17 protein-coding genes are annotated in these 13837 nt (G+C 66.8%); 11 read left to right on the forward strand and 6 right to left on the reverse strand.

Annotation, left to right across the window (positions count from 1 at the left end; all coding sequences use genetic code 11):
- Window positions 1-46 precede the first annotated feature (46 nt).
- From A5784_RS31695 to A5784_RS31705, 3 genes are all read left to right on the forward strand, one after another.
- The gene (locus A5784_RS31695) at window positions 47-448 is read left to right on the forward strand and encodes a guanyl-specific ribonuclease (protein WP_064948822.1); all 402 of its coding nucleotides are present in this window, start codon (window positions 47-49) and stop codon (window positions 446-448) included.
- Window positions 445-723, forward strand: coding sequence for a barstar family protein (locus A5784_RS31700; RefSeq protein WP_064948823.1), 279 nt, complete (start codon window positions 445-447; stop codon window positions 721-723). The genes A5784_RS31695 and A5784_RS31700 overlap by 4 nt, the downstream gene beginning before the upstream one ends.
- A gap of 221 nt (window positions 724-944) precedes the next feature.
- A complete protein-coding gene (locus tag A5784_RS31705) occupies window positions 945-1517 on the forward strand; it encodes a nucleotidyl cyclase domain-containing protein (RefSeq protein WP_064948824.1) in 573 nt (190 codons plus the stop codon).
- Window positions 1518-1521: 4 nt separating this feature from the next.
- Here A5784_RS31705 and A5784_RS31710 read toward each other — a convergent pair whose 3' ends face one another.
- From A5784_RS31710 to A5784_RS31720, 3 genes are all read right to left on the reverse strand, one after another.
- Complete coding sequence (locus A5784_RS31710) at window positions 1522-2610, reverse strand: phosphodiester glycosidase family protein (protein ID WP_156750900.1); 1089 nt, start codon at window positions 2608-2610, stop codon at window positions 1522-1524.
- Window positions 2611-2763: 153 nt separating this feature from the next.
- Window positions 2764-3999, reverse strand: coding sequence for a PQQ-dependent sugar dehydrogenase (locus A5784_RS31715; RefSeq protein ID WP_064948825.1), 1236 nt, complete (start codon window positions 3997-3999; stop codon window positions 2764-2766).
- The gene (locus A5784_RS31720) at window positions 3977-4690 is read right to left on the reverse strand and encodes a pirin family protein (RefSeq protein WP_064948826.1); all 714 of its coding nucleotides are present in this window, start codon (window positions 4688-4690) and stop codon (window positions 3977-3979) included. Before A5784_RS31720 ends, A5784_RS31715 begins: the two co-directional genes overlap by 23 nt.
- A 60-nt stretch (window positions 4691-4750) precedes the next feature.
- On the opposite strand from A5784_RS31720, the gene A5784_RS31725 reads away from it, so the two are divergent.
- Complete coding sequence (locus A5784_RS31725) at window positions 4751-5527, forward strand: SDR family NAD(P)-dependent oxidoreductase (protein ID WP_064948827.1); 777 nt, start codon at window positions 4751-4753, stop codon at window positions 5525-5527.
- An 84-nt stretch (window positions 5528-5611) separates the two neighbouring features.
- Here A5784_RS31725 and A5784_RS31730 read toward each other — a convergent pair whose 3' ends face one another.
- Complete coding sequence (locus A5784_RS31730) at window positions 5612-6736, reverse strand: NDMA-dependent alcohol dehydrogenase (protein WP_064948828.1); 1125 nt, start codon at window positions 6734-6736, stop codon at window positions 5612-5614.
- 414 nt (window positions 6737-7150) lie between these two features.
- Here A5784_RS31730 and A5784_RS31735 point away from each other — a divergent pair, with 414 nt between their 5' ends.
- Window positions 7151-8047: a hypothetical protein gene (locus A5784_RS31735; RefSeq protein WP_064948848.1), complete on the forward strand. Its 897-nt coding sequence runs from the start codon at window positions 7151-7153 to the stop codon at window positions 8045-8047.
- 291 nt (window positions 8048-8338) lie between these two features.
- Here A5784_RS31735 and A5784_RS31740 read toward each other — a convergent pair whose 3' ends face one another.
- Window positions 8339-9355 (reverse strand): sigma-70 family RNA polymerase sigma factor, encoded by a 1017-nt coding sequence (locus tag A5784_RS31740; protein ID WP_064948829.1) that lies wholly within the window; start codon window positions 9353-9355, stop codon window positions 8339-8341.
- A gap of 13 nt (window positions 9356-9368) precedes the next feature.
- Between A5784_RS31740 and A5784_RS31745 the strand changes: the two genes are divergently transcribed.
- The 6 genes from A5784_RS31745 to A5784_RS31770 are packed head-to-tail and all read left to right on the forward strand — an operon-like array spanning window position 9369 to window position 13440.
- Window positions 9369-9695, forward strand: coding sequence for a hypothetical protein (locus A5784_RS31745; protein ID WP_064948830.1), 327 nt, complete (start codon window positions 9369-9371; stop codon window positions 9693-9695).
- 31 nt (window positions 9696-9726) lie between these two features.
- Window positions 9727-10566 (forward strand): alpha/beta hydrolase, encoded by an 840-nt coding sequence (locus A5784_RS31750; RefSeq protein ID WP_064948831.1) that lies wholly within the window; start codon window positions 9727-9729, stop codon window positions 10564-10566.
- Complete coding sequence (locus A5784_RS31755; RefSeq protein ID WP_064948832.1) at window positions 10563-11531, forward strand: hypothetical protein; 969 nt, start codon at window positions 10563-10565, stop codon at window positions 11529-11531. Before A5784_RS31750 ends, A5784_RS31755 begins: the two co-directional genes overlap by 4 nt.
- 28 nt (window positions 11532-11559) lie before the next feature.
- On the forward strand, window positions 11560-12303 hold the full coding sequence (locus A5784_RS31760; RefSeq protein WP_064948833.1) for a DUF2786 domain-containing protein: 744 nt from the start codon (window positions 11560-11562) through the stop codon (window positions 12301-12303).
- Window positions 12300-12773: a TIGR04338 family metallohydrolase gene (locus A5784_RS31765; protein WP_064948834.1), complete on the forward strand. Its 474-nt coding sequence runs from the start codon at window positions 12300-12302 to the stop codon at window positions 12771-12773. The genes A5784_RS31760 and A5784_RS31765 overlap by 4 nt, the downstream gene beginning before the upstream one ends.
- Window positions 12774-12810: 37 nt before the next feature.
- Complete coding sequence (locus tag A5784_RS31770; protein WP_064948849.1) at window positions 12811-13440, forward strand: O-methyltransferase; 630 nt, start codon at window positions 12811-12813, stop codon at window positions 13438-13440.
- A gap of 115 nt (window positions 13441-13555) precedes the next feature.
- Here the strand turns inward: A5784_RS31770 and A5784_RS31775 are convergent.
- The coding region (locus A5784_RS31775; RefSeq protein ID WP_156750896.1) for an MMPL family transporter at window positions 13556-13837 on the reverse strand (282 nt) is incomplete at its 5' end.

Consider the following 13837-nt stretch of genomic DNA (forward strand, 5'->3'; position numbering starts at 1 on the left):
TAACCCGGGATTTGTTGCTAGCGTCGTGGCGGTGCGGCGCGTAGCGATGGCGGTGGTGCTGATCGGGCTGGTGGCCGGCTGCGGTCACAGCGCGCCCACAGCCACCAAGACAACGACGGTCACCACGGCGACCAGCGCGGCGAAAGCCGCCGACGGCACCTGCAACCTCAACGGGCTCCCGCCGGAAGCCGGGCAGACCGTCAAGCTCATCGAATCCGGCGGCCCGTTCCCGTATCCGAAAAACGACGGCGTGGTCTTCGGCAATTTCGAACGGGTCCTGCCCCAGCACGAACGCGGCTACTACCACGAGTACACGGTGCCCACACCCGGCGCGAAGAATCGGGGCGCCCGCCGCATCGTGACCGGCGGGCAGCCGCTGAACCATCCGCCGGAGTTCTACTACACCGGCGACCACTATCAGAGCTTCTGCCGGATCGGAGGCATGTGAAGATCTATCGGATCGACGGGGCCGCGGTCGCATCCAAAGCCGACCTGTTCACCGAGATCGGCCGCGCCGTCAACGGGGACGGTGGCTACTTCGGCTCCAACTTCGACGCGCTCGCCGATTGCCTGCGCGGTGGCTTCGGCACACCCGACAACGGCAAGTTCCGGTTCGTCCTGACCGACTACAAGCACGTGAAGACAGCGCTCGGACCAGACGCGTGGAGCACGCTGCTCGACGTCTTCACCAGTGAGTCCGTCGATTTGTGGCTGACCGCCTGAACATTCGTCAGCAAACCGTGTGCGGTGGAGCTGATGGGCATCCGACGGGCACAAGCCCGGAGTACCCCCGAGTTAGCAACCCCGCTCTGCGGCAACGGGCTTGACGCCGCCAACACCGTCTGAGCGCACCGGCCGCACGGCCTGCGCAGGGCGGTTACGCTGGCTTTCTGCGGTGTGCTCGCCGGCACCGCGGAACTGACGAAGACTGGAGCGACGTGGGCATGACCGAAAAGCAACCAACCGGCACGGTGACGTTGCTGATGGCTGCCGCCGAAGGGTCGGCACGCCTGTGGCAAACGCAACCCGGGGACATGGCCGCCTCGTTGCCATGGTTGCGAGCGACGATGAGCCACCTGATCGCTCTCAATGACGGGGTTCTGCGCGGCGGCGAATACGCATGTGACAGCTTCGTGGCCACCTTCGGCCGGGCCTCCGACGCGGTGGCCTGTGCCCTCGACCTGCAACTGGCGCCGTCGGATCCGTTCTCGTTGTGCATCGGCCTGCACACCGTCGAAATGCGCACCGGAGAATCCGTCGCCACCGTGAGCTCGGATGTCGCTGCGCGGCTGCGGGATATGGCCCACGGGGGTCAGACGCTGATGTCGGTCGCGACGGCCTCGCTGGCCGCAGACCGCCTGCCCGCCGGGGCGTCACTGATGTACATCGGCGACCACGACCTGGGCGAGATGCCTTGGCATGAGCGGCCTTTCCAGCTGCGGCACGCCGGAGTGCGCGACCAGTTCCGGTCAGTGCGTGCGTCGGACGACACCGTCGCTCAGCATCACTTGAACTGACGGACTAATTGAATCCGAGCCAGCTCGGCAGGGCGCGTTCGCGCGAATCACACAGCACGGCGCGGGTGTCGCAGTTGCCGCGCGGTGAACCCGCGCCGCTCCACATGCCGCCGGTGTCGCGCCGCAGCACGATCGCCGACGAGCCGCCACCGTCGAGGAGCAGCGCGTTGTCGGCGCCCAGGCTACGGAAAAGATCCTGCATGTTGTCCGGGGTGTAGCTGCCGCCCTGGAACACGTAGAACTGGTCGGCCGCCCGGTTGTAGCCCAGCGCCGTGCGCGCCGCGCTCGGGCCGTTGTCATTGAGCTGGCCGGTGTCACCCGGAGCCAGCAAGCCGATCCCGGAGACCGCGACGAACCGTGCGTTCTGGTCGAACAGCCGCTGGATCACCGGGGTGGCCGCGTCGTAGTCGTCGGGACCCTTGGGCATCACCACGTACGGGGCCCCGCCGGTCGGCAGGATCATGGTGGCCAACGCCGTCCAGTGCTCGTCACCGCCGGAGAGGCCCTGCTTGCCGGCGTAGGCCAGGGTGCCGGTCACGGCCGTGTTGGCCCGGCCCTGCCCGCGGGTGTTGTCGACGTAGGCGCCCAGCGGTGAGCTGCAGCCGGTGTCGCGCCACGAGCCGCCCTTCTGGCCACGCACGTCGAAGAAGTTGGCATTGATGGCGATGGTCGGTTGACCCAACGCTTGCCAAGCCTGAAGCGGTGCATAGGTTTCCGAGGCCTGCCAGAGTCCTTCGCCGGTACGCGCGCCCGGTGTGCGCTCACACCGGGACTGATAGCCCTGATGGCTGTCGACCAGCAGGCGCGGGCTCAGCCGGGTCGAGGCGTTCTTGATGGTCATCAAGTGCCCGCCGTTGTTCAGCGTGTACTGGTTGCCCGAAGCCGACATGAACGGTGCGGCGAACTGCCCGCCGAAGTTGTAGACGAGGTACGAGCCCTTGGTGTTGGCGATCGCGCCGAGCAGCAGTGCCTTGGCGTCCTCGGCCCGGGCCGTCGGCGTTCCGCCATAACTCAGCACGGCGCACAACGCGAGGGCGGTCGCACCGGCTACCACGCGTTGTTTCAGTTTTGCCAGCGCAGGCACGCTGTACACAATAACCACACAGGAAACTCTGTCAACATTAGTAACACTACAATCTCGATTCGGTACCGGACGTGCGACTTTGCCGGTAAACCCGGCATACATACCATCGGACGACGCGCCGGTGCGCGCTGCCGGGCACCGCGAGACTGCGGTTAGCTGTGGTCAGGTTTTCGGCGTCAGCCGGTACACCGCGCCTGCGGCGTCGTCGGTGATGTACACCGCGCCATCGGGTCCCGCGACCGCCGCGACCGGGCGGCCCCACCGCGAACCGCCGTCATCTTGGAACCCGCCGACCAGTGTCTGCTGCGCACCCAATGTGCCGTCGTGCCAGCCGAAGAACGACACCTCGGGCGCTTGGGCGCTCGCACGGTTCCACGAGCCGTGCACACCCACCAGCGCGCCCGTACCGAATTGCGCCAGCTCGGTGAAACTCATACCGAGCGGCGCCGAATGCGCGGGGATGCCCTGCTCAACCGGCGGCAGCGCCGCACAGTCCAGCTTGCTGCCGTCGGCGTTGGTCTGCATGTCGCGGATGAACCCCACCGGTGCGGCGCCGTCGGGATTGCAATAGGGCCAACCCAATTCGCGTCCCGGCCAGAGCTTCGCAACGGTCTCCGGCGGATGATCGTTGACGTAGTCCTGGTTCACCTTGCCGTCAGGATCCGCGACGTTGTCACGGTTGTTCACTGCGGTCCACAACGACCCGTCGGGAGCCAACGCCAGGCCCGTGCCGTTGCGCACCCCGGTCGCGAACGGCTGGGCCGGGCCGCCGCCAGGGGGCACGCGCATGATGGTGGCCCGCGGCGGGGTGGCGGCGCGGTCCTCGGCTGAGATGTTGCCCGTGGAGCCGATCGAGAAGTACACAGCGCCATCGCGTCCCACCACCACACTCTTGAGCGCATGGGCGTAGGCGCCGCGTAGATCGAGGCTCTTGGCGTCGGGAAGGTCTGCAGCGATCGTGCGGGGATTGACGGCGCGGCCGTCGGCGTAGTCGTAGGCGTCGATCTGGTCGCTCTCCGCGACATACAGTGTGGACCCGGCGAACGTCAGACCGTGTGGTTGATCCAGACCGGCCAACGCCACCTGCCGCGTCGGCAGCACCTGCACGACCTGCCCTGCGCCCGGCACCGAGACGAGCAGCCTGCCATCGGGCGTCCACGCCGCCATCCTGGCGCCCGGCACCCGGGCCACGACCGTCAGCGTCCAGCCGGCAGGCACCTGAGCGTGGCGCGGCCGGTCGAACGGGGACTGCGCGAGGACATCGGGCACCTCGACGGTGACCGTCGACAGGCCTGCTGGCACAGGCGGCGGGTTCGGCGCCGGTGTGGGCGGGGAGCCGCAGGCCGCCGTCGCGACCAGAACCGCTGCGAGCGCGCTACGCGCCGCCCAGACCCGCATGCATCTCCCACACCAGGATCTCGGCGTCCGCCGACGCGCTCACGCGCTGGCCGCCGCTGGCGGTGAGGCGGGCGGCGTCGCCCGTCGTCAGCTCACCGGCGCCTTCGAGCGTCACCGCGCCCCGGGTGACGAACAGGTGCACGTACGGGGCGTGTGGCAGCTCGAGCGCGTCGCCGGGCTGCAGCCGGGCGCCGTACAGGGTGGCGTTGCGGTTGTGCAGCGTGACGGCAGCGTCGGTGGCGCCTGACGCGATGGGCGTCAGGGAATCGGTGAGCTCGATCTCCTGCTGTTGATAGCCCGGCGTCACGTTGGCCTCGTCCGGCAGCACCCACATCTGCACGAAATGGACTGGCGCAGCCGAAGATCCATTCTTCTCCGAATGGGAGACTCCGGAGCCCGCCGACATCCGTTGCGCCAGGCCGGGATAGATGACGCCGGAGTTGCCCATGGAATCGTGGTGTGCGAGTTCGCCGTCGAGCACCCATGTCACGATTTCCATGTCACGGTGCGGGTGGGTGTCGAAACCTGAAGCCGGTTTGACGATGTCGTCGTTGTTGACCAGCAGCAGCCCGTGATGGGTATTGGCCGGGTCGTAGTAATCGCCGAACGAGAACGAATGCCGCGACTGCAGCCATTCGGTGGTGGTGAGGCCACGGTCGCCGGCGTGGCGAATGTCGACGATCGGAGGCATGCCGCCCAGCTTAGCGACCTAACGTCAACCCACCGGTCGGCCGGACTTAGTGTGTGAGTCGTGGATATCAACGGAGCTAGCGCAATCGTCACCGGTGGCGCATCAGGTATCGGCGCGGCAACCGCCCGCCAGTTGGCTGCCAAGGGAGCCCGCGTCGTCGTGGCTGACCTGCAGGCCGAAAAGGGCGAGGAACTCGCCAAAGAGATCGGCGGCGTGTTCGTCACCGTCGACGTGACCGACACCGACCAGATCATCGACGCGGTCAACACCGCCGTCGACCTCGGTCCGCTGCGTGCCCTGGTGAACTCGGCGGGCATCGGCTGGGCCCAGCGCACCATCGGCAAGGACGGCCAGTTCGAATCCGCCCACAACCTGGATGTCTACAAGAAGGTGCTGGCGATCAACCTGGTCGGCACGTTCGACTGCATCCGGCTGGCCGCCACCGCGATGAGCCGCAATGAACTCACCGACACCGGCGAACGCGGCGCGATCGTCAACATGACCAGCGTCGCGGCCTTCGACGGCCAGATCGGGCAGGCCGCGTACTCGTCGTCCAAGGGCGGCGTCGTGGGTCTGACCCTGCCGGTCGCACGTGATCTGTCCGCAGTGGGCATCCGCGTCAACACCGTGGCCCCCGGCCTCATCGACACCCCGATCTACGGGGAAGGCGAAGCGTCCGAAGCCTTCAAGGCCAAGCTCGGCGAATCCGTGCTCTTCCCGCACCGCCTGGGCAAGCCCGAGGAACTGGCATCGATGGTCATCGAGCTGATCACCAACTCGTACATGAACGCCGAGGTCGTCCGCGTCGACGGTGGTATCCGGATGCCACCCAAGTAGGTTCCGCTCAGTTTCGCGAACAGACACATAGGTCCCCGCACGCCCGGCGTGTCGGGGACCTATGTGTCTGCTGGGCAGAAAGCGTTACCAGTCCGATTCGTCGAACTTGATGACGCCGCGAATGTTGTTGCCGTCCAACATGTCCTGGTAGCCCTGGTTGATGTCCTCGAGTTTGTAGGTGCGCGTGATCATGTCGTCGATGTTGAGCAGGCCCGCCTTGTAGAGCGCGGTGAGCCGCGGCGTCTCCACGTGCGAGCTGCCGCCACCAAAGATGTTGCCCTTCAACGTCTTCTGCAACATGGTGAACAGGAACAGGTTGAGCTTGACGTCGGCGTCCATCATCGACCCCATGCCCGTCACCACACAGGTGCCGGTCTTGGCGGTGAGAATCATCGCCTCTTCGATGTACTCGCCCTTCATCTCGCCGACCGCGATGATGACCTTGTCGCCCATCAATCCGTGGGTGACGTCGATGATCGGGGCGATGGCCTCGGCCATGGACGGGTAAACGTGCGTCGCGCCGAACTTGATGGCCTGCTCACGTTTCCACGCATTCGGGTCGATGGCGATGACCTGCTTGGCCCCCGAGATCACCGCTCCCTGCAGCGCGCTCATGCCGATACCGCCGACACCCACGATGATGACCGTCTCGCCGGGCTTGACGTCGGCGACGTTGGTGGCCGAGCCAAAGCCGGTCGGCACCGCGCAACCCATGATGGCCGCGGTCTCGAACGGGATGTCCTTGTCGATCTTGACGACCGAATCCTTGTGCACGGTCATGTACGGCGCGAAGGTGCCGAGCAGGTTCATCGGCGACACCTCACGGTCGCCGGCGTGGATGCGGCTGGTGCCGTCGGCGATGGCCTTGCCGCCCAACAGCACGGCGCCACGGTCGCACAGCGACCGAAAGCCCTTCAGACACGGCGGACACTCGCCACACGCCGGGATGAAAGCGAGGATGACGTGGTCACCCTCCTCGATGCCGGTGACGTTCTTGCCGACCTTCGTGACCACTCCGGCACCCTCGTGGCCGCCCAGCGCGGGCAAGCCGATCGGCGTCGCACCGGTGGTGATGTGGTAGTCGGAGTGGCACATGCCTGCGGCATGCATCCGGATCTGTACCTCGTCGGCGACGGGGTCACCAAGGTCGATCTCGTCGACCTTGAACGGCGAATTGAGTTCCCACAGCAGGGCGCCCTTGGTCTTCATGACAGGCGATCATAGAACACGTTTCAGAAAGTGTGACAAGCAGCACTCTGAACTGCGTGTATGTGAGCTTCTCTTCGTCGTCTGTTGCTGGTGTCGCGGGCTCTGCCGAGTGGTTGGGCACGGGCACGGGCTCGGCTTGCCTCGCCGTCGCCGAGTGGCCAGTTGCGTCACGCGATCGGCCGGTTTGCGTGTGGTAACTGGCCACTGGACATGCGGGGTTATCCCCGGCGACGCTTTTGCACTCGTTCTGGGCTGTTGAGTGGCCACTTGCGCCACGCGATCGGCTGGTTTGCGTGTCGTGACTGGCCACTGGACATGCGGGGTTATCCCCAAACCGAAGTTCATCCACAGGGCGCGCTCACGGAGCGGCTCGGGACGGCTGGCTTGTCGGCCCTCGCCCACACCGTGGGGCACATGGAGCGACCACTTCTTGGTTCTGAGGCCCTTGCCGCGCGGGCGATGACCCGCCGAACCCTGGCAAACCGCTACAACGTGATCTACCGCGACGTCTATCTGGCCAAGGGGGTCGACTTGACCGCGGCCCACCGAGCCGAGGCCGCCTGGTTGTTCTCCGGGCGGCAGGCGACGTTGGCGGGCCTCTCTGCGGCAGCGCTGTACGGCACGCGGTGGATCGACCCGGCCGAGCCTGCCGAGTTCTATCGGCGCAACGGCAAGCCGGTGCCCGGGATTCTGGTGCACCGCGACGAACTCCTTGACGACGAGACTCGACTGTTCACCGGGATACCGGTGACGACGCCGGCGCGTACGGCGTTCGACCTGGGCCGGCGCCCCGGCAGGGACGAGGCGGTCATTCGGCTGGATGCGCTCGCGCAGGCGACGTTCGTGACGGCGGCCGACGTCGACCCTCTGCTGCCGCGTCATCCCGGTGTGCGGGGTCTGGTCCAACTGCGTGACGTACTGACCCTCATGGACGGTGGCGCCGAATCCCCGCAGGAAACCCGTACCCGGCTGGTGCTTGTCGACGCAGGGCTGCCCAAGCCGCAGACGCAGATTGTGGTACCTGGCGACTTCGGCGGTAGAAAGCACGCACGAATTGACATGGGCTACAAGGAATTCAAGATAGGTGTCGAGTACGAGGGCGCGCAGCATTGGACAGATCCCCGAGTGCGCGCCAATGACATCGATCGCTATGCAGAGTTGGCTGCGCTTGGCTGGTTGATCATCCGCGTCGGGGCTGACCTACTCGATCGCCGACCCTGGGTTATCGTCGCCCGCCTCTGTGCCGCGTTGCGGGCTGCCGGTGCCGAATGGCCAGTTATTGCACGCATTTTAGGCGATCGCGTGGCATAAGTGGCCACTCGGCGGGTGGCGGGTTTGGGGTGTGGGAGTCGCGGGTGTCGAGTGGCTTGTTGTGTACGGGAATTGGGCGTTTGCGTGGCATAAGTGGCCACTGGGCGGCAGGCGCGGCCCGGCGGCAGGAGCGGCAGGTGTCGAGTGGCCTGTTGTGTACGGGAATTGGGCATTCGCGTGGCATAAGTGGCCACTCGGCGGCAGGCGCGGCAGGCGGCGGCAGGCGCGGCCCCGCGGCGGCCGCGCGGCCAGGCTCGACGCCGCCGGGTGCAGGGTGTGGGCGAAGAAGACCTACAGAGAGGCCGGAAGCCCAAACTTCTCGAACAACGACTGGTCCATGAACGCCACGACATGGGATATGCCGTCAGCGCCGATAGCCAACACGTGTAACTGGAACGCTTCGTGCACGCCGGTCTCCGGATTGCGCATGTACATCGCCGCGGCGGGCTGGTCGTTGGCGGTCGTCGGGATGAACCGCATATCGCCGGCCTTCTCGGCGGGGCATTTGTAGCGAGAGAGGTCGCCGATGGCCTGCGGGCCGCGATACCAGCTGTCGAACGGTGGCATTTCCCAGATGGCCTCGGCAGTGAAGAGCTCGACGAGCTTGTCGATGTCGTAGGCCTCGAACGCGGCGATGTAGCGACTGAGCATGTCCTGCGCTTCGGGAGACTCGGGCGCGACGACCCGGGCGTCCTGTGTCGGGCTCGCTGCTTCCAGCTGGGCCCGTGCGCGTTGCAGCAGGCTGTTGACCGCGGCTGTGGAAGAGCCCAGTGCACCGGCAACCTCGGAGGCTTTCCACTGCAGTACTTCGCGCATCACGAGCACGGCGCGCTGGCGAGGCGACAGGTGTTGTAACGCCGCCACGAACGCCAGCCGGACCGACTCGCGGTCGCCGACGATGTTCCCCGGGTCGGCGGACTCGTCGGGCAGCGGCTCGAGCCAGGGCACTTCGTGGTGCTCGGCGATGTCCTCTGTTCCCGTCGAGCTCGGGGTGCCGAGGCCTGACGGCAGGGGCCTGCGCTGGCGGCCTTCCAGGGCAGTCAGGCAGGTGTTGGTGGCGATCCGGTAGAGCCAGGTGCGGATCGACGATTTGCCTTGAAAGCCCTCGTAGGACTTCCACGCGCGCAGGTACGTCTCCTGCACCAGATCCTCGGCATCGTGCAGCGAGCCGGTCATCCGGTAGCAGTGCGCGAGCAGCTCGCGCCGGTACTGCTGGGCGTCGGCGAGGAAGGCGTCAGCCGGACTGCCGCTGTCGAGTGAAGGTGCGAGCACGGTCACGTCGTCGAGCCTACGCACGCCCACCGACAACTACGATCGAAAAATGGCTCGGCGGGGGGTGGAAGGCGCGAATATCGCGGCATTCGTGCTGTATGTCCTGCTCATCCCGGCCGCATTCATCGAATTCATGATGAGTGCTCTCGGCTTCGGCATGGCCACCGACGGCTGCCACGACGCGGCCTGCGATGCCAGCTACCACGAAGAAGCGGCGATCATCACCGTGGGCATCGGACTGGTTGTGGTGTTGGTGGCCACCGGCGCGATCATGCTCTACGGCTTGACCCGCGGGAAGATCGTCATCATCTGGCCGTTCGTCGCCGCGGCGGCCATGGTCGGCGTGTTCGTCCTCGGGACCGCAGTGCTGCACTAACCGTTAACCTGCATCCCGCTACGCTCGCCTGATGACCAGTACCCGTACCGAGCGGACCTTCGACGGCGTCGGCGGGGTGCGCATCGTCTACGACGAGTGGATGCCGGAGGGCGAGCCCCGTGGCGTCATCGTGCTGTCGCACGGGCTGGGCGAACATGCTGGCCGCTACCACCACGTCGCCCAGCGCTTCGGCGAAGCCGGATTGATCGTCTACGCCCTCGACCACCGCGGACACGGCCGTTCCGGCGGCAAGCGGGTGTATCTGCGGGACATGTCGGAGTACGTCGGCGACTTCCACACCCTCGTCGGGATCGCCGCCACCGAGCATCCTGACCTCACCCGTATCGTGCTCGGGCACAGCATGGGTGGCGGCATCGTCTTCACCTACGGCGTCGAATACCCCGACGAGTACACCGCGATGGTGCTGTCCGGGCCCGCGGTCGCCGCGCAGGCGTCGTTGTCGACGCTGTTGGTGGCGGCGGCCAAGGTGCTCGGCAAGATCGCTCCCGGGCTGCCCGTCGAAGAACTCGACGCCACGGCCGTCTCCAGGGACCCCGCTGTGGTCGCTGCCTACAACGCCGACCCGCTCGTGTGGCACGGCAAGGTGCCTGCCGGCATCGCCCGGGCCCTGATCCTCGTCGGCGAGACGATGCCGCAGCGCGCCTCTGCGCTGGCTGCGCCGTTGCTGGTGGTGCACGGCGAGAAGGATCGGCTGGTGCCGGTCGAAGGCAGTCATCGGCTCGTCGAGTGCGTCGCTGCCGAGGACGTCCACCTCAAGGTGTACCCGGGCCTGTACCACGAGGTGTTCAACGAGCCCGAGCAGGCGCTGGTGCTCGACGACGTGACGTCGTGGATCGAGGCGCATCTGTGAGACGAATCGCCGCCGCACTGCTCGCGGTGCTGCTGCTGGCCGGTTGCGGATCCGAGCAGCCGGCCAAATGGGTCGACCAGGACGTCAGCTTCGACGCCGACGGCCTGACCATCTTCGGCACCTACCGCAACAACGGCAGGTCCGGTCCGGCCGCGTTGCTCATCTCCGAGAGCGGGCCGACGGACCGCAACGGCGACAACAAAGTGGTGGGCCCGATCGGCAACATGCGCCAGATCGCCGAGGCGCTGTCGGACGACGGCGTGGCCACCTTGCGCTACGACAAGATCGGTACCGGCAAGACCAAGCTGGGGCCCTACCAGCAGAAGCCGACGGAGGTCGTCAGCGCGGTCTACACCACCGGCGCGGCAGCGGCACTGAAGTTCCTCGGCGATCAATCGCACACCGACAAGGATCGGCTGTCGATCTACGCGGTCGGTGAGGGCGCCATCCATGCGATGACGCTGGCCGGCCGAGGTGATCCCAAGGTGCACTCGCTGGCGCTGTTGCAGCCGCTGGCGGGCCGGTACCTGGACATCATCACCAACCGGGTGCGCTCGGGGTCGACTCCGGAGGTGCTCAACGCGTGGCTGGGTGCCGTCGACCAGATTCGTACCAAGGGCACCGTCCCGGACAACCTGCCCGAAGGCCTCAGCGCGATCGTCAACAAGAGCAATCTGAACGCCATCGTCGAGGCCGACAAGATCGATCCGCTGGCGCTGGCCGCCGCCCTGCCCGCCGGGTTGCCGGTCCTGCTGACCTGCTCGGATTCCGACTCCCAGGCCAGCTGCGACGCCGAACGTCCGCTGATCGACGCGCTGCACCATACGGCGCTCAAGGTCGTCGAGCTCAAGGGCGTCAACCACATCCTGCGCGACGACCCGACCGACAGCATCGCGAACTACGGCAAGCCCGGCCCGCTTTCTCCGCAGGTGCTTGACGCGCTGAAGGCTTTCGCCGGGCAGTGATGTCGGAGGCGTTTTCTAGGATCGTGCCGTGAGCGACGACAAGATGCTGGCGCGCATCGCCGCCCTGTTGCGCCAGGCCGAGGGCACCGACAACGCGCACGAGGCCGAGGCGTTCATGGCCGCTGCGCAGCGGCTGGCCACGGCCACCGCCATCGACCTGGCGGTGGCCCGGTCGCATTCCGCCCAGCGCACCAAGGCGCAGATGCCGGTGCAGCGCACCGTGACCATAGGGCAGGCAGGCACCAAGGGCCTGCGCACCTATGTGCAGTTGTTCGTGATGATCGGGATGGCCAACGACGTCAAATGCGATGTCGCGTCGAACTCGACGTTCGTCTACGCCTACGGCTTCGCCGAGGACATCGACGCCACCCATGCCCTCTACACCAGCCTGGTGTTGCAGATGGTCAAGGCCTCGGAGTCCTACATCGCCTCGGGCGCGCACCGGCCTACCCCGACGATCACTGCGCGGCTGAACTTCCAGCTGGCGTTCGGTTCTCGCATCGGGCAGCGGCTGACGAAGGCCCGCGAGGAGGCCAAGCAGGAAGCCGATCGTACTGATCAGCCCGGGACGGCAATCGCTTTGCGCGACAAGGATATCGAACTGAAGAGCTTCTATCGCCAGGCTTCGCAGGCGCGTGGCACGTGGCGGGCCAGCAGCGCGTCGGCGGGCTATTCCTCGGCGGCACGCCGGGCCGGGGACCGCGCCGGGCAGCGGGCGCGGCTGGGCCCGAACACCGAGTTGTCCGGCGCGCGCGGCGCATTGGAGCAGTGACGGCCCGAGACGCTCAGCGGGCCAAGGTATATGCCGCCGAGCAGTTCGTGCGGACCATGTTCGACCGTGCCGCGCAACACAGTTCACGTGCCATCGACTTCTTCGGTACGTCGCTGACGTTGCCGCCGGAGGCGAAGTTCGGCTCGGTGGAGTCGGTGCAGCGCTATGTCGACGAGGTGCTTGCCCGCGTCGGTGCCCCGCCCGTGAGCGTGCGGGCGCGCCGCGGTACCGCCGCTGCGCACTACGAACTCGTCGACGGTGTGGCCGTCATCGCAGTGCCCGAACGGGATTCGACATGGGCACTCCGGGAACTCGTCGTGCTGCACGAACTGGCCCACCACCTGAGCCCCGCACCGCCGCCGCACGGGCCTGCATTCGTCGCCACCTACTGCGAGCTGTGCGAAACGATCATGGGGCCGGAGGTCGGACTGGTGCTGCGGATGGTGTACGCGAAAGAAGGCGTGGTCTAGCCTGGCGGAGGTGACCGAGCCTGCCGACGTCGACGCCATGTTCACCCAGCTGCTGCACACCGAGGACGACGCGCTGATCGCCGCTCGGGAATCCGCGACGACCGCTGAGATGCCCGCCATCGAGGTATCTGCCCAGCACGGAAAGTTGTTGTCGCTGTTGACCAGAATGTCGGGGGCGCGCCGGGTGCTGGAGATCGGCACGCTCGCCGGTTACAGCACCATCAACCTGGCCCGCGCAGTCGGCGAGGCGGGCCACGTCGTCACCCTCGAATATGACCCCCGCCACGCCGAGGTGGCCCGGACCAACTTGGCGCGCGCCGGAGTCGCCGACCGCGTCGAGGTGATCGTCGGGGCAGCGTTGGACACCCTGCCCCGGCTCGCCGAGCGCGGGGACATCTTCGACCTGGCGTTCATCGACGCCGACAAGGAGAACAATGTCGCCTACGTCGAATGGGCCATCAAACTGGGGCACTCCGGGTCGATCATCGTGGTGGACAACGTAACCCGGTTCGGCCGGGTGTTGGCTCCGGCCGCCGACGATCATCAGGCCCGCGCGGTGCGCGACATGCTGGAGATGATGGGTAACCATCCCCGGCTGGACACCGCGGCGATTCAGACCGTGGGCACCAAGGGGTGGGACGGATTCGCCGTGGCCGTCGTCAGTTGAGAGCTCGAACGCGACGAGCGTGCGTGAACTGCTGCCGATTGACGGTGTGTCGGGCAGCAGACACGCACGCTCGCGGTGCTGGGTGACGCGGTGCTGGGTGACGCGGTCCTGGTGACTAGGCCGTGGCGTCCGCGGTCTGCTTCTCCGCAGGCTTCGGCCAGGGCTCCGGCAGGGGGCGTTGACGGACCAATTGTGGCCACCAGAACCACTTTCCGAGCAGGGCTGCGATCGACGGCGTCATCAATGAGCGGATGACGAGCGTGTCGAAGAGCAGGCCCAGGCCGATGGTGGTGCCGACCTGGCCGATGACCGCGAGTTCGCTGACGGCCATGGACATCATGGTGAAGGCGAACACCAGGCCTGCCGAGGTGACCACCGAGCCGGTGCCGCCCATGGC

The sequence above is a fragment of the Mycobacterium sp. 852013-50091_SCH5140682 genome (assembly GCF_001665685.1).
Taxonomy (GTDB): domain Bacteria; phylum Actinomycetota; class Actinomycetes; order Mycobacteriales; family Mycobacteriaceae; genus Mycobacterium.

Bases quoted from the DNA above. Each gene is read 5' to 3' on its own strand.
- A5784_RS31730 (WP_064948828.1), bottom strand. From the start codon at position 6,736: ATGAAGACCAAGGGCGCCCTGCTGTGGGAACTCAATTCGCCGTTCAAG.
- A5784_RS31735 (WP_064948848.1), top strand. From the start codon at position 7,151: ATGGAGCGACCACTTCTTGGTTCTGAGGCCCTTGCCGCGCGGGCGATG.
- A5784_RS31715 (WP_064948825.1), bottom strand. From the start codon at position 3,999: ATGCGGGTCTGGGCGGCGCGTAGCGCGCTCGCAGCGGTTCTGGTCGCG.
- A5784_RS31770 (WP_064948849.1), top strand. From the start codon at position 12,811: ATGTTCACCCAGCTGCTGCACACCGAGGACGACGCGCTGATCGCCGCT.
- A5784_RS31745 (WP_064948830.1), top strand. From the start codon at position 9,369: ATGGCTCGGCGGGGGGTGGAAGGCGCGAATATCGCGGCATTCGTGCTG.
- A5784_RS31720 (WP_064948826.1), bottom strand. From the start codon at position 4,690: ATGCCTCCGATCGTCGACATTCGCCACGCCGGCGACCGTGGCCTCACC.
- A5784_RS31750 (WP_064948831.1), top strand. From the start codon at position 9,727: ATGACCAGTACCCGTACCGAGCGGACCTTCGACGGCGTCGGCGGGGTG.
- A5784_RS31695 (WP_064948822.1), top strand. From the start codon at position 47: ATGGCGGTGGTGCTGATCGGGCTGGTGGCCGGCTGCGGTCACAGCGCG.
- A5784_RS31705 (WP_064948824.1), top strand. From the start codon at position 945: ATGACCGAAAAGCAACCAACCGGCACGGTGACGTTGCTGATGGCTGCC.